Consider the following 26,487-nt stretch of genomic DNA (forward strand, 5'->3'; position numbering starts at 1 on the left):
GCTTCCTTTGTACTCACCCTCTCGGGCTTTCCTCCGGGCGCTTCCCTTCGGTCTTTCTTGTCTCCAGCTTAGCAGATCCGTTTTCCGTTTCTGCCACCCGCTGGAGCGGGCTTTCCGGTCCGTTCCGGCGCTTTCACGCTTTTCCCTTTCCGGCGGTTCCGACTCTATCAGATCCTTTCGGGCCTGATTCCCAGTCGGAGTGGGATTGCCATCCGGGCCCTGCGGCCCTTCCGGCGTTTCCGACTCTAGCTGATTTCCCGGGCCGCTCATAATCGAGCTTTCGAACCGAATTCCGGCATGCCGAAATTCGGTCCACTTACGGGAGATCGTGCTGAGTTGGTGTGCCGCTACTGCGGCGGGATGGCTGCCGGTGCGAGCTGATGTCCGCGTGGCAACCCGAAGAACTTTACGGATCGGTGGTGGGGGTGTCAAGTCCCGCTGGCGGGACGGCCCGAGGCGGTCAGTCGAGGCCCTTGAGCCGGCCGCCGGCGTCCGGCTGGGCGTGCTCCACCCGGCGCAGGACGCGGATCAGCAGCTCACCGAGGAGACCCCGCTCGGCGGGGCTGAGGTCCTGGAGGAGCTCCTCCTCGAAGGAGGTGGCCATCCGCATGGCCTCCATCCACTTCGTACGCCCCTCGTCGGTGATCTCGACGATGACCCGCACCCGGTTGCTCTCGTCGCGGTCGCGGGTAACCAGACCGTCGGCGGCCATCCGGTCGATCCGGTGGGTCATCGCGGCCGGGGTCAGACCGAGCCGCTTGGCCAGCTCGCCCGGACCGAGGCGGTAGGGGGCGCCGGCGAGCACGAGGTGCTTGAGGACCTCCCACTCGCTGTTGCTGATGCCCAGCTCGGCGACCTGGCGGCCGTAGGCCACGTTCATCCGCCGGTTCAGCCGGCCGAGGGCGGAGACCACCTGCTCCACCTGCGGGTCGAGGTCGCGGAACTCGCGCTGATAGGCGGCGATCTGCTCGTCGAGGCTCGGTTCCTGCGTGTCGGACATGCCGGGAGTATCGCACGGAAGGGATTGGCGTCGAAGTCCTTCGGTGTGTACAGTTAAGCATCGAACTTTAGTGTTGAAGTCTTGAGGGTCGAGTCCTCAAGCTTCGAAGCGTGTGGACGCTGACAGACGGCTGACAGACGTAGGACAGACGTAGAAACAGGTGAGTGTGTTCAAGGCGATGGGCGCGGCGATGCGCCGGATCCAGGCGGGGAACGTGCTGAGCGCGTTCGGGCTCGGGTTCACCGTTCCCTATCTGTATGTGTACGTGGCCCAGGTGCGGGAGCTGGGTGCCGGGACGGCAGGGGCCGTGCTGGCGGTCTTCGCGATGGCCGCGCTGGTGGTGCTGCCCTTCACCGGGCGGGCCATCGACCGGCGCGGGCCGGTGCCGGTGCTGGTGGTCGCGGCTCTGCTGGCGGCGGCGGGCGCCCTGGGGCTGGGGTTGTCCGCGACCGTGCCCGCGGTGGTGCTCTCCGCGGTGCTGCTGGGCTCCGGTACGGCGGTGATGCAGCCGGCGCTGGCGACCATGATCGTGTGGTGCTCGACCACCGCGACCCGGACCCGGGCGTTCGCGACGCAGTTCTTCCTGCAGAACCTGGGCCTCGGTATCGGCGGTCTGATCGGCGGGCAGCTGGTGGACGAGGACCGGCCCGGCAGCTTCCTGCTGCTGTTCTCCATCGAGGCCGTGATGTTCCTGGTGCTGGCCGGGATAGCCGCCACGGTGCGGATGCCGCGCACCCCCTCCATAGCCGACGCCCGGCCGGAGAACGCGGAGGCCAAGGCGCGCGGCGGGATGCGGGCGCTGCTGTCCCACCGCGCGATGGTGCAGCTCTGTGTGCTGGGCTTTGTGCTCTTCTTCGCCTGCTACGGGCAGTTCGAGTCGGGTCTGGCCGCGTACGGCACCGAGGCGGCGGGGCTCGCCCCGTCGACCCTGGGTGTGGCGCTGGCCGCGAACACGGCCGTGATCGTGGTGGCGCAGTTCGTCGTCCTGCGGTTCGTGGAGCGGAGCCGTCGGACCCGGGTGATCGCGCTGGTGGGCCTGATCTGGACCGTGGCGTGGCTGTTCGCCGGGGTCGCGGGGCTGGGGCAGGTCAGCCAGGCGATGGCGACGGCGGCCTTCGTCGGCACCTACGCGCTGTTCGGGCTGGGCGAGGCGATGCTGTCGCCGACCGTGGCGCCGCTGGTGGCCGATCTGGCCCCGGAGTCGATGGTCGGGCAGTACAACTCGGCCTTCGCGCTGGTCAAGCAGTTGGCGCTGGCGGTCGGCCCGGCGGTCGGCGGGCCGATGGGCGCGGCGCTGCACGGCCCGTACATCCTGACGTTCGTGCTCTTCTCGCTGGGCATCACGGTGCTGTCGCTGCGGCTGGGCGGGAAGCTCACCCTGGCGCAGAACCACCCGCATCTGGCGCTGGTGAAGTCCCGGGTGGTGGCCCGGCACACCCCGGGGGACGAGTCGGCGCGGGAGAGCGAGCCGGCTCGGGCGAGTGAGCGGGTGGCCGAGGCGCGGGTCTGAGGCGTCAGCCGACCGGGCGGTCGGGCAGGGCGAACTCGCACCAGACGGCCTTGCCGCCGCCGGGAGTGCGGCGGCTGCCCCAGGACGAGGCGATCGTGGCGATGATCGAGATGCCGCGACCCGCTTCGTCCTCCGTTTCGGCACGGCGGCGGCGCGGCAGATGGTCGTCGCCGTCGGTGACCTCGATGATCAGGCGCTTGTCGGTGCGGCGCAGCCGCAGCCGCATGGGCGGGGTGCCGTGCTGAAGGGAGTTGGCGACCAGTTCGCTGGTGGCCAGCACGCCCAGGTCGCGCAGCTCGACGGGGAACCGCCAGCTGGACAGCACCCCGGAGGCGAAGGCGCGGGCCCGGGGCGCTGCCTCGACGCCGCCGAGCAGGTCCAGTGCGGCGTTGTGGAAGAGCTCGGCGTCGGCCCCCTCGCGGGCGGGGTGCTGGAGGACCAGCACGGCGACGTCGTCGTCGTGTTCGGCGGTGACGCCCAGGGAGCGCAGCAGCCGGTCACACACCACCTGAGGGCTGCCGGTGGCGCCGGTGAGGGCGCGCTCCAGGGCGGAGACCCCCTCGTCGATGTCCTCGCGGCGGCGTTCGACGAGTCCGTCGGTGTAGAGGACGGCGGTGGATCCGGGCGGCAGGGCGATGGAGCCGGAGGAGTGCAGCCAGCCGCCGGTGCCCAGGGGCGGGCCGGTCGGGTCGGAGGCGCGGCGGACGGTGCCGTCCTCGTCCCGTACCAGGATCGGGAGGTGCCCGGCGGAGGCGTAGATCAGCCGGCCCTCGTTGGGGTCGTGGACCGCGTAGACGCAGGTGGCGATCTGGCTGGCGTCGATCTCGGCGGCGAGCCCGTCGAGGAGCTGGAGCACCTCGTGCGGCGGGAGGTCAAGGCGGGCGTAGGCCCGTACGGCGGTGCGGAGCTGGCCCATGACGGCGGCGGCGCGCACTCCGCGACCCATCACATCGCCGATGACCAGGGCGGTGCGGCCGGCGCCGAGGGTGATGACGTCGTACCAGTCGCCGCCGACGGCCGCGTCGGTGACGCCGGGCTGGTAGGTGGCGGCGACCCGCAGGTCGTCGGGCTGCTCCAGTTCCTGGGGCAGCAGGGAGCGCTGGAGGGTGACGGCGGTCTCACGGTGCCGGCGCTCGCTGGCGCGCAGCCGCTCGACGGCCTCGGCGTGGTCGGTGACATCGGTGGCGTGCACCAGCACTCCGGTGCCGGCCGCGTCGCCGCTCCCCAGAGTGCTGCCGTCGGGGCCGGTGCCGGCGCGGGTCTCCACGGGGAGGCAGGTGACGGTGTAGGAGCCGCCGGCCTGGGTGCGGCGGGACTTGACGGTGCGGGGCTTTCCGCTGCGCAGTACCTGGTCCATCAGCGGCAGCAGGCCGAGCTCGGCGAGCTCGGGGCAGCCGGCGGCGACGGCGGTGCCGGCCCGGCGCGGCCCGAAGGCGGCGGCGTAGGCGTCGTTGACGTACGCCACGCGGTGCTGGGTGCCGTAGGTGAGGGCGACCAGACCGGGGAGGCGGCCGAGGATCTCGCGTACCGAGAAGTCCTCCAGCGCGGGGGCGTCGTCGGTGGGCCGCTCCAGGTCCGGGGCGGGGGCCGGGCGGGCGCCGTCCGCCGGAGTGGCGGCCTCCCGGCGGTCCGCCGCCGACGGTCCGGAAGCGGAGCGTCCGGACGCGGGGTGGCCGGACACGGGGTGGCCGGACTCCTGGTGGTCCGGGGTCTGGCGGGCGGTCTCACCCTGCCCGCCGCCGGCTTCGCCCCGGGCGGCGGGGACCCCGTCCCCGCGTGACGCCGACGGGGTCCCGGGGTCGGTGGCGCGTGCCGCGGCGCGGCGCTGCGTACCGGGGAGCCGGGCGCTCCAACGCGTGAAGTTCACGGATCTGTATGCCTCGTGGTGTCGGTGCCGTGTCGAGTCACTCTGTGCAGGTGTGAGCCCACCTATGGTCACACGTCCAGTGTGACCGAGCGCACTGACAGGGTTCGCAGCGTTGAACTGCGTTGACCGGTGGGGACGGGTCGGAGCCCGTCCCCCCGCTGTCTCAGTCGGACTTCGGAGCGCCGTCGGCGGTTCCGCCGCGGTAGGCCTCGTCCTTGGGTTCGGGCGGCTTCGGTCCGGCGGCGAGTTCGAACTCGGCGCGCGGGTGCTCCAGGGAGCCCAGCGAGACGATCTCCCGCTTGAACAGCCCGGAGAGCGTCCACTCGGCCAGCACCCGGGCCTTGCGGTTGAAGGTGGGGACCCGGCTGAGGTGGTACGCCCGGTGCATGAACCAGGCCGGATACCCCTTGAGCTTGCGCCCGTAGACATGGGCGACGCCCTTGTGCAGGCCGAGCGAGGCGACGGAGCCCGCGTACTTGTGGGCGTACTCCTTGAGCGGCTGCCCGCGCAGCGAGGCGGTGAGGTTCTCGGCGAGCACCTTGGTCTGGCGCACCGCGTGCTGGGCGTTGGGGGCGCACTCCTTGCCCGGTTCCTTGGCCGTCCTGTCCGGTACGGCGGCGGCGTCGCCGGCGGCCCAGGCGTGCTCCAGGCCCTCGATGGTGAGGTACGGGGTGCACTTCAGGCGGCCGCGTTCGTTGCGGGGCAGGTCGGTGGCGGCCAGCACGGGGGCGGGCTTGACGCCGGCGGTCCACACCACGGTGCGGGTGGGGAAGCGGCTGCCGTCGCTCAGTACGGCGACCCGGTCCTCGCAGGACTCCAGCCGGGTGTCCAGGCGGACGTCGATGTTCCGGGCGCGCAGCTCCCGTACGGCGTAGACGCCCATGTCCTCGCCGACCTCGGGGAGGATGCGGCCGGTGGCCTCCACCAGCACCCACTTCAGGTCCTCGGGCTTGATGTTGTGGTAGTAGCGCGAGGTGTAGCGGGCCATGTCCTCCAGCTCGGCGAGCGCCTCCACCCCGGCGTAACCGCCGCCGACGAAGACGAAGGTGAGGGCGGCGTCGCGGATGGCCGGGTCGCGGGTGGAGGAGGCGATGTCCATCTGCTCGATGACGTGGTTGCGCAGCCCGATGGCCTCCTCGACGGTCTTGAAGCCGATGCCGTAGTCGGCGAGCCCGGGCACGGGGAGGGTGCGGGAGATCGAGCCGGGCGCGATGACCAGCTCGTCGTAGTCGAGGTACTGGGGGCCGGTGCCCTCCTCGCCGGTGGCGAGGGTGGTGAGGGTCGCGCTCCGTTTGGCGTGGTCCAGGGAGCGGACCTCGCCGATGACGATCCGGCAGCGGTCCAGGACCCGGCGCAGCGGCACCACCACATGGCGTGGCGAGATATTGCCGGCGGCCGCCTCGGGGAGGAAGGGCTGATAGGTCATATAAGGGTCGGGTGTGACCACCGTGATCTCGGCGGCGCCGGTTCTGAGCTCGTTCTTGAGCAGCCGCTGGAGGTGCAGGGCGGTGTACATCCCGACGTACCCACCGCCGACAACGAGAATGCGCACAGGTTCGGTCACCCTCCCATGAGGCAACGCGGTTGCGCGTTTGTCCACAGGCTCGACCATTCGTATGACCGGAGCACGCCGGCGCGGGTGATCGAGCCGGTTGGTGGGGCGGGATGTCGAGTCGCAGGTCAGAGGGGGCGTGGTGGGTGGTGCGCAGGGGTTCAAACCGGCGGGTACCGCCCGTTGCGCCGATCGGGGGGCGCACCGGTAGGAACGGCCCCTTCTGAATTGACTCCGACTCAACTATGTTCGTATTCCGTCGGGGAGCCGGGTGACCACGCATGACCTGAGCGTGTCGGACAAGGGTTCCCGGCTGTCGGACAGGGGGCGTCTCCGGGGGGAGACGTATGACTACCGGGGGAACACATATGGATACGCAGGCTTATGGGATGACGACCGCCGCCACGCCGTCCGCGGCCTACGCGGCGGCGGGTCTGACCGCCCGGACCGGCGCGCTGGGCGGGCCGGGGCCGGTGGACGGCCCGTCCGCGGCGGGGATCGCGGCGGCGGGGCTCACGGCTCCCGGGTCGGGGCCGGCCGGCTCCGTCGGGCGCGCGGCACCGCTGCGGGTGGACGCCCAGCGGAATCTGGAGCATGTGCTGCGGGCCGCCCGCGAGGTCTTCGGCGAGCTGGGCTACGGGGCGCCGATGGAGGATGTGGCGCGCCGGGCCCGGGTGGGCGTCGGCACGGTGTACCGGCGCTTTCCCAGCAAGGACGTGCTGGTGCGCCGGATAGCCGAGGAGGAGACCGCCCGGCTCACCGCGCAGGCCCGCGCCGCGCTGGGCCAGGAGGAGCAGCCGTGGTCGGCGCTGGCGCGGTTCCTGCGCACCTCGGTCGCCTCGGGCGCGGGTCGGCTGCTGCCTCCGCAGGCGCTGCGGATCGACGCGGACGAGCGGGCCGCGGTGGCCGGGGCGACCGGGCCGGTCGAGGGTGAGCCGGTGCGGGTGCCGCAGCAGCGGGGTGCCGCGGGTCTGGCGGAGGGTCTGCCGGGCGCGGAGACCCACGCGATACCGGTGTCCGAGCCGATCGCCGAACCGGTGGACGGCCCCGGCGTGGCGGAGCTGCTGGAGGTCGTGGGCCAGCTGGTGGACCGGGCCAGGGACGCCGGTGAGCTGCGCGGCGATGTGACGGTGTCGGACGTCCTGCTGGTCATCGCCACGGGTGCGCCCTCGCTGCCGGACGCCGCCCAGGAGAGCGCCGCCTCGGCCCGGCTGCTGGACATCCTGCTGGAGGGGCTGCGCTCACGCTGAGGCCGGGGGTGGGTGGGGCGGTGCTCCCCTCGGGGGATCGCCGCCCGCGCCACCTCTCGTACGGTGCTCACCGCCTCACCGGCTTCCGGCGGTGGCGCCACCGCCTGAGCCGCCCCTGCCGCACCGCCCGCGCCATCTCCCGACTCCCCGCCCGCGACAGCGCCTGACCTGCCGTCGGGCGGGAGTGCGAGAGGTGCACTCGGAAGAGTGATGGGGCGTCGGTCCGCCGGACGGAGGCGGGGCGGCGTGGAACGCTTGCCGGATGTTCCCATCTCGACAGCGGTACGGGAGCCTTCGGCGTGAGCGGTGAGGGGCGGGGGCCCGATGGCGGCCCCCGGGACGACGAGCACGGACCCCGGGTGCCGGAGCAGGGTGGTTCGGTGCTGCCGCCGCCCCGGGAGCTGCCGCCGGCGGACGTGGAGCTGGTCCGCCGGATGCGGGAGGGCGACGGCACCGCGTACGAGGAGCTGTTCCGGCGCCACGCGGCGGCGGTACGGCGGTACGCGGGCACCTGCTGCCGGGACGCGGACACCGCGGACGACCTGACGGCCGAGGTCTTCACCCGCACCCTGCACGCGGTGCGCGGCGGGGCCGGTCCGCACCATGCCGTGCGGGCCTATCTGCTGACGACCGTGCGCCGGGTGGCCGCCGACTGGGCGCGGACCTCGCGGCGGGAGCAACTGGTCGAGGACTTCGCGGTGTTCGCCGCGCAGGCCGCCACCAGCGCCCCGGTGCCCGGGACCGCCGTAGTGGAGCCGGGCGCGGATGTGCGGGCCATGCGGGAGGCCGAGCGGTCCCTGGCGGTACGGGCGTTCCGCTCGCTGCCGGAGCGCTGGCAGGCGGTGCTCTGGCACACCGCGGTGGAGGAGGAGTCACCGAGCGAGGTGGCCCCGCTGTTCGGGCTGACCGCCAACGCCACCGCGGTGCTGGCCAGCCGGGCCCGGGAGGGGCTGAAGCAGGCGTACCTCCAGGCCCATGTGAGCAGCGCCCTGACCGAGGGCGGCGACTGCGCGCGGTACGCCGACCGGCTGGGGGCGTACGCCCGGGGCGGTCTGCGGTCGCGGGCCGAGCGGGGGCTGCGCGCCCATCTCGCCGAGTGCGCGGCCTGCCGGCTGGCGGTCGGCGAGCTGGAGCAGGTCAACTCGGGTATTCCGGCGGTGGTGCCGGTGGCGGTGATCGGCTGGTTCGCCGCGGGCTTCTCGGTCAAGGCGCTGGGCGCCGTCGCCGGAGGCGCCGGGGCGGCCGGGGCCGCGGGTGCGGGAGCCGCGGCCGTCTCGGGCGCCGGAGCGGGAGGCGCCGGAGCGGGAGCCGGCACGGCCGGGGGTGCCGGGGCGGTGGGTGAGGGGCTGGCCGCGCCCATGAAGGCGGGGCTGGCGATCGCGGCGGCGGTGGCCGCGGTGGCCGGGGCCGTCTGGGCGTTGTCCGGGGGGTCCGAGCCCGCGCCCGCGCCCCCGGCGGACGCCAAGCCGCCGGCCGTCGAGCCGGTCGTGCCGGTGCCGCCCCCGCCGGAGCCGAGCGAGCCGCCGCCGAGCGAACCCGCCCCGCCCCCCGTACGCCCGGCCGAGCCGTCGATCCGGCGCCCGGCCCCCGCGTCACCCGCACCGTCGTCGACCCCGTCCCGGGCCGCGCCCCGGCCGAGCGCCCCGGAGCCCGCCAAGCCGTCGCCCTCGCCGACCCGGCGCCCCCCGGTCGTACCGTCGCCCTCGCCCACCCGTTCCGTACCGCCTCCGTCCGTACCCCCCAAGCCGAAGCCGATCGCACCGGCGGTGCTGCGGGTGGACCGGCTGGCGGACAGCCTGACCGGGGACGGCAGCGGGCCCGAGCTGCGGTTCGACCCGGGCAACTGGGTGTGGCGGCGCTGGGGGTTGTCGATCGGCTCCACCCCGTACGCGTACGGGATCACCGTGCACGCCCGCTCCTCGGTCACCATCGACCTCAACCGGAGCTGCGTCTCCTTCGACGCGCTGGTGGGGGTGGACGACCTGGCGCTCGGGCTGGGCGCGGTGCGGTTCTCGCTCTACGGGGACGGGGAGCGGCTGTGGAGTTCCCCGGTGCTGCGCGGCGGGGACCCGGCCGTGCCGGTGCGGGCGGCGATCGGCGGACGGCGGACGGTCCGGCTGGTCACCGAACCGGACCTCGGGCGTCCGCTCGGCACGGTCGCCCCGGCCGACTGGGCCCAAGCCCGGCTGACCTGCTCCTGAACCCCGTAGAGCTCCTGAACCCCGTAGAGAGAAGGGTCAGGAGCGGAGGGAGGGGCGGGAGGGGACGCCCGCGGCGACCGCGCGGCGGCGGGGGGCGGCCGAGCCGGTCCAGCAGGTGCCGCGGCGGGCCAGCAGCCGGTGCAGCCACAGCTCGGTGGAGACCAGGTCGGCGAGGCCGTCCAGCGGCACCGGTTCGCCGTCGGTGGCGGCCCGCAGGGCCTTGCGGACCACCCGGGCCTCGATCAGCCCGGCGTCGGCGAGCAGCGGGGCGTCGAAGAGGGCCATCAGCTGCGGCAGCGCGGCCCGCAGACCGGCGCGGCCGGCCGAGGCGGTGGCGGTGTGGCTGGTGGCGCCCCAGCCGGGTGGCAGGTCGTGGATGCCGGCCCCGGCGAGGACCGAGCGCAGGATCGCGGCGCGGGCGCCGGGCTGGACCCGTAGCGACTCGGGCAGTTCGCGGCAGGCGCGGACGACCTGGTTGTCCAGGAACGGGGCGTGCAGCCGCTGGCTGCGGATCTCGGCGGCCTGTTCGAGGACCCGGTGGTCGGCCGCGTAACGGGCGAGGGCGGCCCGGGCGCGGGCCTCGCCGGGGCGCTGTACGGAGGTGGGCCGGGTCGCCGCCTGCTGGAGACGAACCGATACTTCAGCGAGTGCCTCACCGGTCAGCCAGCGGGCGGCCGGGCCGGGTCTCGCCCAGGCGAGCGCCGCCAGCGAGGCGTCCAGCGGCCCGCCGACCGCGCCCGGGTCGCGGCCCGCCTCCAGCAGCCGGGCGGCGGCCGACTCCAGCCCGGCCCGGTAGGGGGTGCGGGCCAGCCGGCGGGCCGCCCGGTAGACGGTGAGCGGCACCAGCAGCGCGCCCGCGTTCGGCCCGCTCGCCTTGGCCAGCGCGGTGACCGGGCGGATCAGATGGCGGCGCCGGCGGTCCATCAGCAGGTCGGCAAGGCGGGCCGGATGGGCGTCCAGCACCTGGCGGGCGCCCTGGCCGGTGAAGTGGTCGGCGCTGCCCGCGGCCAGCCGGCGGCGGTGCCGTTCGGCGGTGACCAGGGAGGGGCCCGGCTCGTCGGTGAGCGGGCCGTCGAGCCCGGCGTAGGGCAGCGCCTCCTCGGCCGCGGCGACCACCACATGGTGCAGCCGGGGGTTGTCGGCCAGCGCCCGGGCCCGTTCGAGCTCGGCCTCCCGGCCGCCGGTGGCCAGGTCGTTGAAGGTGACGGCGAGCAGCCGTTCGCCCGCCCCGGTCCCGGCGCCGGCGATGGTGCCGGGCACCCCGGGCAGCCCGGCCGCGAGCAGGGCGAGGGTGCCGGAGGCGCTGCCCCCGGAGAGGTCGGCCCCGATGCCGGGGGCGGGCGCCCCGCGGGCGGCCCGGCGGTCGGCGGGGCCCATGCCGGGCACCGGGCCGGGGTCCGGCGGAGGCATCTCGGGGGCGTGCCGGGGGGCGGTGAGCCGGGCCCGTACGGAGTTGACCAGCGCCTCCCGGACGGCGTCCACCGCCCGCTCCGGGTCGGCCTCGGGGACGGCGACCGCGAGCGAGGAGACCTGCTCGTAGCCCAGGATCTCGCGGGAGCCCTCCCGCAGCACCAGCGCGTGCCCGGGCGGCACCCGCTTGACGCCGATGTACGGGGTGGATTCGCGCAGCCCCTCGGGCGGCTCGGGGCAGGCGAGTTGGGCGGCCAGGTGCCCGATGTCGAGCTGGGCCTCGATGAGGTCGGCGAGCGGCAGGGCGGCGGTGGCGTAGGCGGTGCCGTTGGCCCATGGTGTGTGGAAGACGGGGCGGGCGCCGGCCAGGTCGCCGGCGACGATGATGCGGCGGCCCACCTGGGCGACCGCGGTGTAGCTGCCGGCCCAGGCGGTGAGGTGGCGCATGGCGCCGCCGCGCGCGGCGAACAGCCCGACCCGCAGCTCCTCGTCGGAGGCGGCGCAGCAGCCGAGCACCGCGAGGCGGGTGAAGGGGTCGGTGCTGACCACCCGCACCTCGTCGGGGCGCCAGTCGCCGACCGCCCAGAGCGGATCGGGGTCGCCCCAGAGGAGTTGGGCGCCGACCGGCTGCACGGTGCGGTGCTCCTCGTCGAGCGGGCTGCCGGTGGAAGGGGAGCCCACCGCTCCGGCCGTGCCGAACCGCGCGGCGATACTGCTCCATCCGACCAGCCACCGCATCAGCCGCCTCCGACCCCGCCTCCACAGGCTGTGGACAACCCGGCTCATATGCCGGGAGTGCTGGAGACATGCTGCCACGACAAGGCCGCGCAGGGGTGGGTGCGGGGCGCGCCCCGCCAAACGGGAACACGCCCCTGGCATGGGCCGGGTGACGGCCCGTGGGAGGAGTGAGCAGCGACGGAACCGGGCGTTCCGGGGCACACCGCGGCAGGGCAGGACCGATCGGTTTCGGCCAATTACGTACGCGGGTGCCGTAGGGAGCGCCTCCGGTACGACTCCCGCGCGCGCGTCCCGTCCGCGGATGCGGCCGGGCGGCCGGGGGCCGGACGCGGCACCGGCGCCGCACACGGACGCGGCGCGCCGGCCACCGGGCGCGGCGCGGTCGCTGATCTGCCGCTCTGCTGGTCTCCGGCCTGGTCGGCACCTCGATTCCGCGTCGGCGGGGTGGTGGATACGGGTGGTGGACGGGTCGGGCTCCCGGCACCGGACCAGGGCCGGCCCAGGGCGCGGAGCCGGCCCGGGACCAGCCCGGGAGGCGTGGTGTCCGCCCCCCGGACCGCTCCGCCGCCCGCGGGGAATTGAGGCGGCGGTATCCCCCAGCCCGCCGTTTCCAGTACGGCGGGCCGACCCACGCGAGACCCATGGAAGCCGCCCGGCCGACCCACCCGGCAGAGCGCACGGGCGGGCGCACGGCCACACACCGGGAGCACGCCCACCGGCGCTCCGACCAGCCCCCGGCCGGCGCCGGGCGGCGCCGGGCGGCGGCTTCGGCCGGGGCGCGTCCACGTCGCGGGCGCCCCGCCGCCGTACCCGTGAGCCGTACCGGTGGTCCGTACACCCGGGCCGGGCCGGCGGCCCCGCACCCATCGCCACGGTCCCGGAGCGCGGCCGCCCCGGGACGCGCCCGGAGCCATCCACCCGTACGCACAACAATCTCGCCATACGGAACACCAACCCTTAACGGTCGGCATGCGGCGAACTACGCTGGGTTTACGAATGCCGCGCGCCTATGCCTGGCGTCGCGGCGGCCGCATGTGGTCGAGGGGTGGCGTCGCATGTCCAGGGACCAACGCGGGCCGAACGAGAAGCTCGGCACCGTTCTCGCCCTCGCGGGAATCAGCAACGCCGGACTCGCCCGGCGGGTCAACGACCTGGGCGCGCAGCGCGGGCTGACCCTCCGGTACGACAAGACGTCGGTGGCCCGGTGGGTCTCCAAGGGCATGGTCCCGCAGGGCGCCGCGCCCCATCTGATCGCCGCCGCCATCGGGCAGAAGCTGGGGCGGCCGGTCCCGCTGCACGAGATCGGGCTGGCCGACGCCGACCCGGCGCCCGAGGTGGGGCTCGCCTTCCCCCGGGACATCGGCGAGGCGGTGAAGTCGGCGACCGACCTCTACCGGCTGGACCTGGCCGGGCGGCGCGGCGGCGCGGGGGGCATCTGGCAGTCGCTGGCCGGGTCGTTCGCGGTCAGCGCGTACGCCACCCCGGTCTCCCGCTGGCTGATAACGCCGGCCGACTCCTCGGTGGAACGCCCGGTTCCACCGGCCGCCGCGGAGAGCGGACCGGACGCGGAGGCCGAGCGGGCCGGGGAGCCCTGCGCGCTGGAGGAGAACGGCTTCACCCGGGTGGGGCACAGCGATGTGGCGAAGCTGCGGGAGGCCGCCGAGGACGCCCGCCGCTGGGACTCCAAGTACGGGGGCGGCGACTGGCGCTCCTCGATGGTGCCGGAGTGCCTGCGGGTGGACGCGGCCCCGCTGCTGCTCGGCTCGTACTCCGACGAGGTCGGCCGCGCGCTGTTCGGGGCGACCGCCGAGCTGACCCGGCTGGCGGGCTGGATGGCGTTCGACACCGGGCAGCAGGAGGCCGCCCAGCGCTACTACATCCAGGCGCTGCGGCTGGCCCGGGCCGCCGCGGATGTGCCGCTCGGCGGGTACGTCCTCGCCTCGATGTCGCTCCAGGCCACCTACCGGGGCTTCGCCGACGAGGGCGTGGACCTGGCCCAGGCGGCGGTGGAGCGGAACCGGGGCCTGGCCACGGCCCGGACGCTGTCGTTCTTCCGGCTGGTGGAGGCTCGGGCGCACGCCAAGGCGAGTGACTCGGCGGCGGCGGGCGCGGCGCTGCGGGCGGCGGAGGGCTGGCTGGAGCGCTCCCGGGAGGGCGACGCCGACCCGTCCTGGCTGGGGTTCTACTCCTACGACCGGTTCGCGGCGGACGCGGCCGAGTGCTACCGGGACCTGAAGCTGCCCCGGCAGGTGCGGCGCTTCACCGAGCAGGCGCTGTCCCGGCCGACCGAGGAGTTCGTGCGCTCGCACGGGCTGCGGCTGGTGGTGAGCGCGGTCGCCGAGCTGGAGTCGGGCAACCTGGACGCGGCCTGCGCGGCGGGGGTGCGGGCCGTGGAGGTGGCCAACCGGATCTCCTCGGCGCGGACCACCGAGTACGTACGGGACCTGCTGCACCGGCTGGAGCCGTACGGGGACGAGCCCCGGGTGGCCGAGCTGCGCGAGCGGGCCCGGCCGCTGCTGATGACGACGGCCTGAACCGTCCGCCCCCGGGGTGGGGGCGAGGGCGCGGCGAGGTGGGCGGTGAGGGCGTCGGTGAGGGCTTGCCCGGCCGGGCGGCGCGAGGGCGCGGCGAGGTCGCGGGGTGGAAGCGGTTTAGGGCGGTTGTCAGTGGGCCAGTGCACTATCTGGGGTGGGAGGTGGCACAGGTGTCCGCGTACGGCAGCCAGGGCGGTCGGGGTTTCGACTGCGACGTGCTCGTGATCGGTGGCGGGATCGTCGGGCTGTCGACCGCCTATGCCCTCACTCGGGCCGCCCCGGGCACCCGGGTGGTGGTCCTGGAGAAGGAGGACGGCCCGGCCCGCCACCAGACCGGGCGGAACAGCGGGGTGATCCACAGCGGGATCTACTACCGCCCCGGCTCCCTCAAGGCGCGGTACGCGGTGCGGGGCGCGGCGGAGATGGTGAAGTTCTGCGCGGAGTACGGGCTGCCGCACGAGGTGACGGGCAAGCTGATCGTCGCCACCGCGCGCGCCGAGTTGCCCCGGCTGCACGCCCTGGTGCAGCGCGGCCGGGAGAACGGCATCCCGGTGCGGGAGCTGGGCCCGGCGCAGATCGCCGAGTACGAGCCGCGGGTGCGCGGGCTGGCCGGGATCCATGTGGGCTCGACCGGGATCTGCGACTACGGGGCGGTGGCGGCGCAGCTGGCGGAGTCGGCCGGCGCGTGCGGCGCCGAGGTGCGGTACGGGGCCGAGGTGGCCGCGGTGGACCGGCGGCCCTGGGGGGTGGCCGTGCGCACCACGGCCGGGGCGGTGGTGCGCGGCCGGGTCCTGGTGAACTGCGCGGGGCTGCACTGCGACCGGGTGGCCCGGCTGGCCGGGGACGACCCGGGGATGCGGATCGTGCCGTTCCGGGGCGAGTACTACGAGCTGGCGCGGCCCGGGCTGGTCCGCGGGCTGGTCTATCCGGTGCCCGACCCCGCGTTCCCGTTCCTCGGGGTGCATCTGACCCGGGGCGTCGACGGCGGGGTGCACGTCGGGCCCAACGCGGTGCCCGCGCTCGGCCGCGAGGGGTACAACTGGTCGGTGGTGCGCCCCCGGGAGCTGGCCGCCACGCTGGCCTGGCCGGGCTCCTGGCGGATAGCCCGCCGCCACTGGCGGTACGGGGCGGGGGAGCTGCGCCGCTCGCTGTCCAAGCGCGCCTTCACCGAGGCGGTGCGCCGGCTGCTGCCCGAGGTGGCGGAGGCCGATCTGCGTCCCGCCCCGGCGGGGGTGCGGGCGCAGGCGATGCTGCGGGACGGCACGCTGGCCGACGACTTCCTGCTGCGCGAGGCGCACCGCACGGTCCATGTGCTCAACGCCCCCTCCCCCGCGGCCACCGCCGCCCTGCCCATCGGCCGCGAGGTGGCCCGCCGCGCCCTGCTCCATCTGGGCCGCCCGGCGGCCCCGGCGGAGGTTCCAGCGGACGGAGAGTCCCCCTCCGCCCGGCGTTGACGAGGCCACCACCGGGGGCGTCGGCGGGCGGCCTGGTGACGGCCCCGTCCGGCGGTGACCTTACGGCTGGGCTCGGCCGGCTCGGTCTGCTCCTACTCGGCGGGCGCCCTGCTGGCGGCCCCGCTCGGCGGTGACCGGGGCCACCATCGGCGGCGCCCGACTGCGCCCGCCGCCGGACCGCTCCGACGGTGACGGGGCCCCTCGGCGCTGCTGCGACCCCGCCGGGCCTCGGCCCCGCCCGCTCCCGCCCGTCTCCGCGGGCTACGCGCCCGTCCCAGCGGGACTGGGCTCGTACTCGGCGCTGCCGGACCCCGGTCCTGGCCACGGCCAGGCGGTCCGTCCCCGGCCCGTCCGTCCCAGACCGACGACCGTCCCCGGCCCCATCCGCCTCCGGCCCACGACCGTCCCCGGCCCCATCCGTCCCAGGCCGACGACCGTCCCCGGCCCCATCCGCCTCCGGCGGCGGGGCCGTAGAATCGGGGCATTGTGTCTGAGTTCCCTGATACCGCCGTGCACCGCCGCTCCAAGGGGGAGCCCCGCTTCCCGGAGGGCCCCGCGCCCGATCCCGCCGGGTCCCACTTCGAGCGGCGCATCCGCAGCTTCCAGCCGCGCCGCAGCCGCGTCACCCCAGGGCAGGCGGACGCCCTGACGAGGCTGTGGACCACCTGGGGCCTGGACATCGACGGGCAGCGCCGGCTCGACCCGGGCGCCCTGTTCGACGGGCTCCCGGTCGTCCTGGAGATCGGCTTCGGCATGGGTGAGGCGACCGCCCGGATGGCCGCGGACGACCCGTCCACCGGCATCCTGGCCGTGGACGTCCACACCCCCGGCCAGGGCAACCTGCTCGGGTTGGCCGACCGCGCCGGGCTGACCAACATCCGGGTGGCCAACGGCGACGCCATCATCCTGCTGCGCGAGATGCTCCCCGAGGACGCCCTCGACGGCGTGCGGGTGTACTTCCCCGACCCCTGGCCCAAGAAGCGGCACCACAAGCGGCGGCTGATCCAGCCCGAGTTCCTGTCGCTGGCCGCGACCCGGATGCGGCCGGGGGCCGTGCTGCACTGCGCCACGGACTGGGAGCCGTACGCCGAGCAGATGCTGGAGGTGCTGACCGCGCACCCCGACTTCGCCAACACCCAGCCGGACGGCGGCTACGCGCCCCGTCCCGCGTTCCGGCCGCTCACCCGCTTCGAGGGGCAGGGGCTGGACAAGGGCCATCTGGTGCACGACCTGCTGTTCACCCGGGTCCCGTCGGCCTAGGCGGAGGCCGTGATTCCGGTTATGCCGGTAGCACACTCGTCGCAGGGTGTCAGTGGCGGTCGCTAGGGTCGATCGCGTGTCCCACTCGTCCGTGCACCCCAGCCCGCACCCCCCGCCGCAGCCGCCGGTCCCGGCATACGAACCGGAGCCGGCGTTCGCCGCGGTGCCGGAGCGCGCCCGCTGGCGGTACAAGCCGCGCCGGGCCCTGTGGCGCAGCAAGCTGGTGCGGGCGGTCGCGCTGGCCCTGGTCCTCGCCCTGTGCGGGCTGGTGATCCTCGCGCTGGTCCGCGAGCAGACCGGCACCCAGGGCTTCCTGGTCGGCCTCGGCCTGGCCCTGCTGCCGGTGCCGCTGCTGCTGGCCGCCTTCCGCTGGCTGGACCGGGTCGAGCCCTGCCCCTGGCGGAACCTGCTCTTCGCGTTCGCCTGGGGCGCCTGCGCGGCGACCCTGGTCGCCATCGTGGCCAACACCTTCGCCACCCGCTGGATAGCCACCGCCACCGCCGACCCCGGCTCCGCGGACACCATCGGCGCGACCGTGGTGGCGCCCATCGTGGAGGAGAGCGCCAAAGCGGTCGCCGTGCTGCTGGTCTTCTTCTTCCGCCGCCGGGACTTCACCGGCATCGTGGACGGGGTGGTGGTCGCCGGCTTCTCCGCGACCGGCTTCGCCTTCACCGAGAACATCCTCTACCTGGGCAACGCCTTCGGCGAGGACCAGGAGATCGGCACCGCCGGGTTCGCGTCCGTCACGGCCGGGACCTTCTTCGTGCGGATCGTGATGTCCCCGTTCGCCCACCCGCTGTTCACCGTGTTCACCGGCATAGGCTTCGGCCTCGCGGCGGCCGCCGCCCGCCGCCACCGGATCCGCCGGGTGCTGCTGCCGCTCACCGGGCTGGTCCTGGCGATGGGCATGCACGCCCTGTGGAACGGCTCGGCGTCGATCGGCCCCTGGGGCTTCCTCGCCGTCTACGGGATGATCATGGTCCCGGTGTTCGGGCTGCTGACCTGGCTGGCGATCTGGTCGCGCCAGAGCGAGCTGCGGACGATATCCGGCGAGCTCCCGGTGTACGCGGCGGCCGGCTGGCTCGCCCCGGCCGTCCCCCGGGCGCTCTCCTCGATGCGCGCCCGGGAGCTGGCCCGGGCGTACGCCGCCCGCTGCTTCGGCCCGGCCGCCGCGGCGGCGGTCGGGGAGTACGAGGCGTTCGCCACCTCGCTGGCCTTCCTGCGCCACCGCGCCCGCCGGGGCAACGCGGACGGGGACTTCGCCGCCCGGGAGCAGGAGCTGCTGCACCACCTCTGGCAGCGCAAGGAGGTGGCCGGGCCCGCCCTCACCTACGCCGCCCAGGCCACCGGCCGGGTGTGGACACCGCCCCCGCACCTCAACTACGGGGGCGGCTACAACCCGTACCGCTACTGACCGCCTCCTGGCCTTTCGCGTGGCTCAGTCGGAGGCGGCGGTCAGCGCGGCCAGGTCCTGGTCGGTCAGGGTGAGGTCGGCGAGCGCCAGCAGGGCCGGCAGCTGCTCCACGGTGCGGGCGGAGGCGATCGGCGCGGCGACCGTGGGCTGCGCGGCGAGCCAGGCCAGGGCCACCGTCGCCGGCTCCGCGCCATGGGCCTCGGCGACCTGGTCGAGCGCGGCGAGCACCGTGCGGCCGCGGTCGGACTCCAGGTGCTTGGCGGCGCCGCCCGCCCGGGCGCTGTCCACCTCGGTGCCCGGCCGGTACTTGCCGGTGAGGAAGCCCGAGGCCAGGGCGTAGTACGGCACGGCCGCCAGCCCGTCGCGCTCGACGAGGTCGCGCAGCCCGCCCTCGTAGGTGTCGCGGGAGACCAGGTTGTAGTGCGGTTGCAGGGCGCTGTAGGCGGCCAGCCCCTCGCGGGCGGAGAAGTCCAGCGCCTCCCGGAGCCGCTCGGGCGAGATGTTGGAGGCGGCGATCGCCCGTACCTTGCCGTCCCGGACCAGCTGGTCCAGCACCGGCACGAACTCCTCGACCGGGACCGAGGGGTCGTCGTAGTGGGTGTAGAAGAGGTCGATGTAGTCGGTGCCCAGCCGGCGCAGCGACGCGTCCACGGCCGCCCGGAGGGTGGCCGGGGCCAGCCCCTTGAAGTCAGGATGGGCACCGGCCTTGGTGGCGATCAGCACGTCCGCCCGGTTGCCGCGGGCGGCCAGCCACTCGCCGATGATCGTCTCCGACTCGCCACCCTGGTTGCCGGGGGCCCAGGAGGAGTAGGTGTCGGCGGTGTCGACGAAGTTCCCGCCGGCCGCCGTATAGGCGTCCAGCACGGCGAAGGACTGCGCCCGGTCGGCGGTCCAGCCGAAGACGTTGCCGCCCAGGGCGAGCGGGAAGACGAGCAGGTCGGACGTGCCCAGCTTGCGGAGAGAGGTCATGGAGGGCAGAACACGCCCCCGCCGGAGCCCTATTCCGCCCCGGAGCGGTATTCCGCCCCCGGAGCGCTATTCCGCCCTGGAGCGGGGGCGGGCGGGGGCCGGGTGGCCGCTCCGTCAGACCGTGAGGCCCTTGCCGCGCAGCCAGGAGAGCGGGTCGATGCCCTGGCCGCCCGGGGTGTGGACCTCCAGGTGCAGATGCGGCCCGGTGACATTGCCGGTGGCGCCGACCCGGCCGATGGTCTCCCCGGCGCCGACCTGCTGCCCGGCGGCGACCGTCATCGAAGACAGATGGCAGTACCAGACCTCGGTGCCGTCCGCCAGCTCCAGCACGATGCGGTAGCCGTAGGAGCCCGACCAGCCGGCCGACTTGACCGTGGCGCCGTGGACCGCCTTGGCCGGCGTGCCGGTCGGCGCGGCCAGGTCGAGACCGGTGTGGTAGCCGGAGGACCACATCGAGCCGGCCTGCCCGAAGGTGGAGGTGATGGTGTACGAGGAGGTGGGCAGCGACCAGTCGCCCGCCGCCTCGGCCGGCTTCTCCGCCGGAGCCGGCTTCTCCGGCTCCGCCTCGACCTCGGCCTCTGCGGCCGCCTTGGCCCTGGCCTCGGCCTTCGCCTTCTCCTCGGCGGCCTTCTTCGCCGCCGCTTCCTTCTTCGCCTTCTCGGCCTCGGCGGCCTTGTCCGCCGCACCGCGCTGCTTCTCGGCCTCGGTGGCGGCCTGTTCGGCGGCCTTCCGCTCGGCGGCGGCCCGCGCTTCGGCGTCGGCGGACGCCTGGGCCTGCTCGGCCTGCTGGAGGATCCGGGCCCGCAGCGCCTCACCGGCGTCGGCGGCGCCGCCACGGTCGGCGGTGCCGGCCAGGGCCGCCGTCCCCGGGGCCGCGACCGCACCGCCCGCTTCCTCGCCCGACTCCTCGTCACCGGATATCAGCGAGCCGATACCGGGCAGGGACGCGGCGTCCGGGAGCTTGTCGGCGACGGCGTCCGGCAGGGAGATGGAGACCGGCGGCTTGCTCTGCGCGGTGGCCATACCGCCCGCGCCGACCGCCGCGATGACGCCCACACCGAGGACGGTGGAGCTACGGGCCAGGCCGCCGCGCTGCTTGGCCACCCGGTGCCGACCGCGCACGGGGCGGACGGTCTCCTCGGTCGGGTTCCACTCCTCGAACGAGCCATCCGAACCGAGTGCGGAGCCGTCCGGGCCGAACGAGCCATCCGAGCCGAACACGGAGCCATCCGGGCCGAACGAGCCATCCGGGCCGAAGGCGGCCTCCGGGCCGATCGGGTCGTTTGCCGGGGCGGCGCCCGGGAAGCCTGAGGAGGAGAACGGACCGGCCGGAGCGGCCGTGATGCCAAGGGAGCCACCCGGACCGTAAGAAGTCTCGGGGGCAGGCCTGTTGGACGCCACGGAGGCGCACTCCTTTCCTTCCTTCGCGCCTACCGGGTTAGCTGACGGGTTCGGAGCAGGAAGGTCTCCTACGGGCCAAGCGGCCCGATTCACCCCAAAGTGGTGGTTCCCCGGTTTCCGAGCGGAATTCGGCGCGCGCACGGCGCCGTCTTGCCGACGGCTGGGACGACCGCGCTGCGTTATCGAACGTTAATAGACCCGGGGCTCGGATTCCAAGCCGCTCCATGCGATCGTTCGGCCTCCGAAGGAGGGACGGACCTGGGCAGATGCGCTGATACGGGGTCGAGTTGACCACCCCTCAGAAGCCTCACCGGCGCATGTATCCACCACCGGCCCCCGGGTACCCGCCGCGCCCTCTCCGTATCCCTGTCACGGGAGAAACGGACGGGGCCATGGTGATCACCCTCCGTATACCCGACCCCCTCCGGGAAGCTCAGGGCACCACCGGCATGGTGCGGCGCCGGGGCGGCTGCCCCACCGCGGGGCGCGCGACCGCCAGCAGCGCCAGGTCGTCCCTCGCGCCGCCCGCCGTGTGCAGCCGTACGTCGTCCGTGAGCGCGTCGAGGATGGCGTCCGGCCCCGGGAAGATCCGCCCCCGCAGCCGGGCCACCGGGTCGTAGAACACCCCCTGCGGATCCCGCGCCTCGGAGAGGCCGTCCGTGTAGAACAGCAGCGTCGCCCCGGACGGAAAGGCCACCTCGTACGAGCGGTCGGGCCAGGCGCCCAGCTCCGCCATGCCGAGCGGCAGCGCCGGCTCGACGGGGACGAGCCGGACGATCCTGCCGTCCGCATGGAGCAGCAGCGGCTCCGGATGCCCCCGGTCGACGATCCGCACCACCCCCCGGCCGCGCGGGATCTCCGCCAGCACCGCGGTGGTGAACCCCTCGAAGGCGTCCAGCCCGTCCCGCCGGCTGCCCTCGCGCGTGAGCGCCCGTTCCAGCCGCTGGGCCACGCCCTCCAGCGAGCTCTCCTGCTCGGCCGCCTCCCGGAACGCGCCGATCACCACCGCCACGGCCTCGACCGCGCCCAGCCCCTTGCCCCGTACGTCCCCGACCACCAGCCGCACCCCGTACGGGGTCTCCTGCACCGCGAACAGATCGCCGCCGATGAACGCGTCCTCCTGTGCGGCCTCGTACCGGGCGGCCACCTGGAGGCCGCCGATCCGCTCGGCCGGCACCGGCAGCACCGCCCGCTGGGCGGTCTCGGCGATCTCCCGCGCCGAGGCGAGCCGCTCACCGCTGCGCCGGACCACCCGGTTGACGAGCAGCGCCAGCGCCGAGACGGTCACCACCGTCAGCACCTCGGTCAGCGCGGGCCCCTCGACGATCGTCCGGTTGCCGACATGGCTGAGCAGCACGGCGAACACCGCGAAGATCCCGGCCAGCAGGGTCGCCCGGTAAGTGAAGAACGGGGCGGCCACCAGCGGGGCGGCCGCGAACAGCGGTACCGCGGTGAAGCGCGGCGGGGTCAGCTGGTCGTACAGCACCCCGCCGATGATCATCAGCGCGGGCACCGCCCGCAGAAAGCGCCGCGCGGCGCCACCCCTGGCCCGGCCGCCACTCCCTGCCGGGCCGGTGCCGTCCTGCCGCGCTCGCTGCCCCACCGCTGCTCTCCTGCCGGTCCGCCCACGGCCGCGACCGCTACCGCGCCCCGTCCAGACTCACCCGAGCCGCACCCCCCGGCGACCGGCCGTCCGCCGACCGGGCGACAGCCCGCCCACCGCAGACATGACGAAGGCCCGGTGCACAAGTGCACCGGGCCTTCGCTTCAGTAGCGGGGACAGGATTTGAACCTGCGACCTCTGGGTTATGAGCCCAGCGAGCTACCGAGCTGCTCCACCCCGCGTCGGTGAACACCACCTTACGCCATCTCCCGCGTAAGTCCCAATCGCTTATCGCGGGCCTGTACGACGGAACCCCGTCGGCAACGGGCGGAGACGAAACAGTTCGGCGAGGCGACCAATCCGGACCCGGGCTGGGTGCGAACCACCGATGTCACTGACGGCATGTCCGCCTCAAGAAGCAACAGGGGCGGTGGAGGAAGGGACTTCCCGTGATAGCCAAGCGCACCGCCCGTCTCACCACCCTGATGGCGCTGCCCGCCGCGCTCGCGCTGGCCGGCGCGCTGCCGGCCGCCGCGCACACCGGCGGCCACTCCGGATCCCACCAGGCCGCGGCCGAGGACGGGTCGTACCAGGTGGACCTGGAGCAGCTGAACGGCTCGGGGGCGAGCGGCACCGCGATGCTGACGCTCAAGGGCCGGGACCTGAACGTGAAGATCGAGGCGTCCGGGCTGGTGCCGGGGCAGCCGCACGCGCAGCACATCCACGGCTCCACCGACGGGCACGACTTCCACTGCCCGGACGCGAGCGCGGACAAGAACGGCGACGGCGTGGTCAGCACCGCCGAGGGCCTGCCCTCCTACGGGGACATCAACATCTCCCTGACCACCAAGGGCGACACCACCAAGAAGAGCGGACTGGACGTCACGCGGATGCCGGTGGCGGACAAGGACGGCAAGGTCTCCTACGAGCGGGTGATCACCGTCTCGCAGAAGGTCGCCGACCACCTCAAGGACCTGCACGTGGTGCAGCACGGCATCGACACCAACGGCAACAAGAAGTACGACTTCAACAAGGGCAAGAGCGAGCTGGACCCGAAGCTGCCCCAGGAGGCCACCGCCCCTGCCTCGTGCGGGATGCTCGCGGGCGCCGCCGTCGGCTCGATGCCGGTCGGCGGGGTGGAGACCGGATCCGGCGGCACGCAGGGCGTCGAGGCGCCGGGCATGCTGGCCGGCGGCGCGGCCGCGGTGCTGGGTGCCGGGGCGCTGGGCGCGCTGGCGGTACGGCGCCGCCGGTCCGCCGACGGCCTCCGCTGAGGCGGTCCGGTGATGGGTACGCCGCAGGCGCGGTCCGGTCGCCGGGGGCGGATCGGGCTTCTGGTCGCGGCCTGCGCCCTGCTCGTGGTGGGGGGTGTGCTGCTGGCCACCGGCGTCGGCCGCCAGCAGCCCGCCCCGCCCCGGGTCCCGCAGGCCCAGAGCAGCCCGAGCGCCGGCGCCACCTCGCCACCGGTCCCTCCACGGCCGTCCGAGGCGGCAGACTCCACCCCGGTGCCACCGGTATCGGCGCCGAAGCGGCTGGTCATCCCCGCCCTGAAGGTGTCCACGCCGTTGGAACGGCTCGGACTGGACGGCGGGCAGGCCATGGAGACACCGCGCGACCCCGACCGGGCCGGCTGGTACGAGCGGGGCGCGGCACCGGGGGCCAGGGGCCCGGCGGTGATCGCGGGCCATGTCACCTGGAACGAGCGGAAGGCGGTCTTCTTCGACCTGGCCCGCCTGCGGACCGGGCAGCGCGTGGAGGTGGAACGGAAGGACGGCAGCACGGCCGTCTTCGCGGTGACCAAGGTCGCCCAGTACGGGAAGAAGGAGTTCCCCAGCCTGGAGGTGTACGGCAACACGGCCGGACCGGAACTCCGGCTGATCACCTGCGGCGGCGACTTCAGCGAGGCCGACCACTACTACAGCGACAACGTGGTGGTCTTCGGCCGGCTGCTGTCGGTACGAGAAGGGTGACAAGACCCCGCAACCACAGACGACGAACGCCCCAGCCGGAAGGATCCGGCTGGGGCGTTCCCGTGCAGTTCAGCGAGGGCTTCCCTGGTCTGCGGGCGGTAGGCCGACTCGGAGCTCACTCTTGTCACGGATACGGCCCCGTCCGCGGTCGTGCAAGGCCGCCTCGGCCGCGGGTCCGGGCACCGAGCGGGGCTCCGTCGCCATGGTGCTGTCAGCGGCCGGGCGGCTGGGTGGTGTCGGAGTGGTCGATGACGTTGCCGTTGGAGCAGTTGATCTGGTGGTTGCCGGTCCAGTCGCTCAGGGCGGGGACCACGGCGGGTTCCTGGACGCACACGTCGGCGGCGGTGAAGTTCCGGTTGTCAGCCGCAGGTGATGATCTTTCGCATGCTCCGTGAACGTGCCTCGCTCGCGCGGGTCAGACGGCGATCGACCGAATGCGGGAGGACCGGGTTCGGCCGGGGGCACAGGTCCGTCGCCGTCACCGGGTCCTGAACCGGCGGTGCAGGTTCCGGGCCACGTACACCCCCGGGCCGCCGAAGCCGACGATGTCGACCCGTCCGTCGCCGGTGACGTCGGCGAGGAAGCGGGGGTGCCGGTCGACCCGCCAGGCGCCGGCGGCGTCGCCGTGCCCGAAGCCCCGGCAGACGAGCCGGGCCTGTTCGAACCGGCCGTCGCCGAGGTTGTGCGACACCCAGACCCCCTCGTCGCCGAAGCCGACGACATCGGGGTTGCCGTCGCCGGTGACGTCGGCGAGGAGGCGAAGGTGCTTGCCGCTCGTCCATCCCTGGGCGGTGCCGAAGTCGTTCAGGACGAGCTTCGAGGGCTCGAAGGTGCCGTCGCCGAGGCCGCGTGCCACGACGACGCCGTGGGGGCCGAAGCCGACCACGTCCACCGCCCCGTCGCCGGTGGTCCTGATCAGGAACCGGGGGTGCTCGTCGGTCGAGGCCCAGCCCTGCCCCGTCCCGAAGTCGTCGAGGACGTACAGGGGTTCGGCGAACGTGCCGTCCTCGTCCTGGAGGGAGATCCAGACACCGTCGTCGTGGCAGCCGACCACGTCGAGCCTGCCGTCACCCGTGGTGTCGGCGAGGAAACGGGGATGCTGGCCGACCAGCCAGCCGCCTGCCTCGTCTCCACGGCCGAACGCCCGGAGGACGGGTTCCTCGGCGAGCGGCGCGAACTTCCCCTCCTCGTCCTGGAGGGAGATCCAGACACCGTCGTCGTGGCAGCCGACCACGTCGAGCCTGCCGTCGCCGGTGGTGTCGGCGAGGAAGCGGGGGTGCTCGTCCACGAGCCAGCCACCGGCCTGCTCGCCGTGACCGAACGCCTTGAGGGCCGGCTCGCCGGCGGGCTCGAACGCTCCGTCCTCCGCCCGGGGGGAGATCCGGACGCCGTCGGCAGCGAGCACGACGACGGCCGCCACGCCGTCGCCCGCCGTGTCCGCGAGGGTCCACAGATCCGCGTGGGCGGCGGAGGGCACGGGCTGGTGCAGGACGCATTCCTCGTCCTCGAACGTGCCGTCGCCCCTGGCGGCCGACACCACGGCTCCCTTGGCGGGCTTGAGCCCGATGAGGTCGGCCCGCCCTTCTCCCGTGGGGTCGGCGAGGAACCGCGCGCCGAGCCCGGCCCACCAGCCCGCCCGGCCGTCGGGAGCGGGAACGGGCCCTTCACTCCTCCACCCGCCGGCGTCCGGGTCGCTCCCGAACCGGTCGAGGACGAGCAGCAGGTCGCTGAAGGAAGGTGCCGCCCCGGCGACGGGCCGCAGCGCGGCCGAACGGGCCAGCCGCCAGGACCGGCGCCCGTTCCAGTGGTCCAGCGGTGCCCAGCGCAGGGCAAGATCGGCGACGCGCTCGGGCTCGACCGGGACGAGACGCCACCGCTGGCCCTTCGCATCCTCGTCGTACACGCGCAGGACGACCGGGATGCCGTCCTCACCGGACTCGCCGACTCCGGGATCGGTGCCGACTCCGAGATCGAGGACGGTGTCGTCGTTCGCGCTCTCGATGAAGCAGAGGCCGGGTTCGCCCTCGACCGGGACGACGCGCCACTGCTGGCTCTTCTTGCCGTCGGCGGCGTCCCCCTGGCGCACGCCGCCGTCCGCGGCGGCGGGGTTGTCGAGGACCTTGCCGTCGGCCGCGCCGCGGATCACGTACACCTGCTCGTCCTGCGCGGACTGCACGGGGACGAGCTGCCACTGCTCCGGGCCCGGGCCTTCCTCGGGGAGCTCACGGACGACGAGCGCCCCGCTCTGCTCCGGCCCGGCCTTGGCACCGAGGGGCTTCCCCGTGGCGGCGTTGACGATCTCCAGTTTCAGTTCTTCCCTGGGCACGGGCATCGTGGTGCCTCTTCCAAGCGGT

17 protein-coding genes, 1 tRNA gene and 1 riboswitch are annotated in these 26,487 nt (G+C 74.4%); of the genes, 9 read left to right on the forward strand and 9 right to left on the reverse strand.

Annotation, left to right across the window (positions count from 1 at the left end; genetic code table 11):
- Positions 1-460: 460 nt before the first annotated feature.
- Positions 461-1,000 (reverse strand): MarR family transcriptional regulator, encoded by a 540-nt coding sequence (locus ABZ945_RS19320; protein ID WP_361270768.1) that lies wholly within the window; start codon positions 998-1,000, stop codon positions 461-463.
- 178 nt (positions 1,001-1,178) lie between these two features.
- Between ABZ945_RS19320 and ABZ945_RS19325 the strand changes: the two genes are divergently transcribed.
- On the forward strand, positions 1,179-2,510 hold the full coding sequence (locus tag ABZ945_RS19325) for an MFS transporter (RefSeq protein WP_361270999.1): 1,332 nt from the start codon (positions 1,179-1,181) through the stop codon (positions 2,508-2,510).
- Positions 2,511-2,514: 4 nt separating this feature from the next.
- Here ABZ945_RS19325 and ABZ945_RS19330 read toward each other — a convergent pair whose 3' ends face one another.
- Together ABZ945_RS19330 and ABZ945_RS19335 are read right to left on the reverse strand one after the other, a co-directional pair.
- Positions 2,515-4,377 (reverse strand): SpoIIE family protein phosphatase, encoded by a 1,863-nt coding sequence (locus ABZ945_RS19330; RefSeq protein WP_361270771.1) that lies wholly within the window; start codon positions 4,375-4,377, stop codon positions 2,515-2,517.
- 163 nt (positions 4,378-4,540) lie between these two features.
- Entirely contained in the window at positions 4,541-5,989 is a 1,449-nt protein-coding gene (locus tag ABZ945_RS19335) for an NAD(P)/FAD-dependent oxidoreductase (protein ID WP_361270774.1), read from the reverse strand.
- Positions 5,990-6,318: 329 nt separating this feature from the next.
- Here ABZ945_RS19335 and ABZ945_RS19340 point away from each other — a divergent pair, with 329 nt between their 5' ends.
- Positions 6,319-7,179 (forward strand): helix-turn-helix domain-containing protein, encoded by an 861-nt coding sequence (locus tag ABZ945_RS19340; RefSeq protein WP_361270777.1) that lies wholly within the window; start codon positions 6,319-6,321, stop codon positions 7,177-7,179.
- A gap of 359 nt (positions 7,180-7,538) precedes the next feature.
- Positions 7,539-9,380: a sigma-70 family RNA polymerase sigma factor gene (locus tag ABZ945_RS19345; RefSeq protein ID WP_361271001.1), complete on the forward strand. Its 1,842-nt coding sequence runs from the start codon at positions 7,539-7,541 to the stop codon at positions 9,378-9,380.
- A gap of 36 nt (positions 9,381-9,416) precedes the next feature.
- Here ABZ945_RS19345 and ABZ945_RS19350 read toward each other — a convergent pair whose 3' ends face one another.
- On the reverse strand, positions 9,417-11,528 hold the full coding sequence (locus ABZ945_RS19350; protein ID WP_361270779.1) for an asparagine synthase-related protein: 2,112 nt from the start codon (positions 11,526-11,528) through the stop codon (positions 9,417-9,419).
- A gap of 1,055 nt (positions 11,529-12,583) precedes the next feature.
- Between ABZ945_RS19350 and ABZ945_RS19355 the strand changes: the two genes are divergently transcribed.
- The 4 genes from ABZ945_RS19355 to ABZ945_RS19370 all read left to right on the forward strand — a co-directional run bounded on the left by ABZ945_RS19355 (position 12,584) and on the right by ABZ945_RS19370 (position 18,190).
- The gene (locus ABZ945_RS19355) at positions 12,584-14,062 is read left to right on the forward strand and encodes an MFS transporter (protein ID WP_361270781.1); all 1,479 of its coding nucleotides are present in this window, start codon (positions 12,584-12,586) and stop codon (positions 14,060-14,062) included.
- A gap of 161 nt (positions 14,063-14,223) precedes the next feature.
- Positions 14,224-15,516, forward strand: a complete 1,293-nt coding sequence (gene lhgO, locus ABZ945_RS19360; RefSeq protein ID WP_361270784.1) for an L-2-hydroxyglutarate oxidase — start codon at positions 14,224-14,226, stop codon at positions 15,514-15,516.
- A 486-nt stretch (positions 15,517-16,002) separates the two neighbouring features.
- Entirely contained in the window at positions 16,003-16,776 is a 774-nt protein-coding gene (gene trmB / locus ABZ945_RS19365) for a tRNA (guanosine(46)-N7)-methyltransferase TrmB (protein ID WP_361270787.1), read from the forward strand.
- A gap of 76 nt (positions 16,777-16,852) precedes the next feature.
- Entirely contained in the window at positions 16,853-18,190 is a 1,338-nt protein-coding gene (locus tag ABZ945_RS19370) for a PrsW family intramembrane metalloprotease (RefSeq protein ID WP_361270790.1), read from the forward strand.
- 24 nt (positions 18,191-18,214) lie between these two features.
- On the opposite strand, the gene ABZ945_RS19375 is transcribed toward ABZ945_RS19370, so the two are convergent.
- From ABZ945_RS19375 to ABZ945_RS19390, 4 genes are all read right to left on the reverse strand, one after another.
- Positions 18,215-19,159, reverse strand: coding sequence for an aldo/keto reductase (locus ABZ945_RS19375; RefSeq protein ID WP_361270792.1), 945 nt, complete (start codon positions 19,157-19,159; stop codon positions 18,215-18,217).
- Positions 19,160-19,273: 114 nt separating this feature from the next.
- Positions 19,274-20,380 (reverse strand): M23 family metallopeptidase, encoded by a 1,107-nt coding sequence (locus ABZ945_RS19380; protein ID WP_361270794.1) that lies wholly within the window; start codon positions 20,378-20,380, stop codon positions 19,274-19,276.
- Between the two features lie 192 nt (positions 20,381-20,572).
- Positions 20,573-20,704, reverse strand: a riboswitch (cyclic di-AMP (ydaO/yuaA leader).
- A 289-nt stretch (positions 20,705-20,993) separates the two neighbouring features.
- Positions 20,994-22,082, reverse strand: coding sequence for a PP2C family protein-serine/threonine phosphatase (locus tag ABZ945_RS19385; protein ID WP_361271004.1), 1,089 nt, complete (start codon positions 22,080-22,082; stop codon positions 20,994-20,996).
- Between the two features lie 249 nt (positions 22,083-22,331).
- Positions 22,332-22,405 (reverse strand) — tRNA-Met (locus ABZ945_RS19390).
- Between the two features lie 207 nt (positions 22,406-22,612).
- Here ABZ945_RS19390 and ABZ945_RS19395 point away from each other — a divergent pair.
- Both ABZ945_RS19395 and ABZ945_RS19400 read left to right on the forward strand, forming a co-directional pair.
- Positions 22,613-23,437, forward strand: coding sequence for a hypothetical protein (locus ABZ945_RS19395; protein ID WP_361270797.1), 825 nt, complete (start codon positions 22,613-22,615; stop codon positions 23,435-23,437).
- 12 nt (positions 23,438-23,449) lie between these two features.
- Positions 23,450-24,133, forward strand: a complete 684-nt coding sequence (locus ABZ945_RS19400) for a class F sortase (protein ID WP_361270800.1) — start codon at positions 23,450-23,452, stop codon at positions 24,131-24,133.
- Positions 24,134-24,611: 478 nt separating this feature from the next.
- Here ABZ945_RS19400 and ABZ945_RS19405 read toward each other — a convergent pair whose 3' ends face one another.
- A complete protein-coding gene (locus tag ABZ945_RS19405; protein ID WP_361270802.1) occupies positions 24,612-26,465 on the reverse strand; it encodes an FG-GAP-like repeat-containing protein in 1,854 nt (617 codons plus the stop codon).
- Positions 26,466-26,487 lie beyond the last annotated feature (22 nt).

The sequence above is a fragment of the Streptomyces sp. NPDC046887 genome (genome assembly GCF_040644755.1).
Taxonomy (GTDB): Bacteria; Actinomycetota; Actinomycetes; order Streptomycetales; family Streptomycetaceae; genus Streptomyces; species Streptomyces lichenis.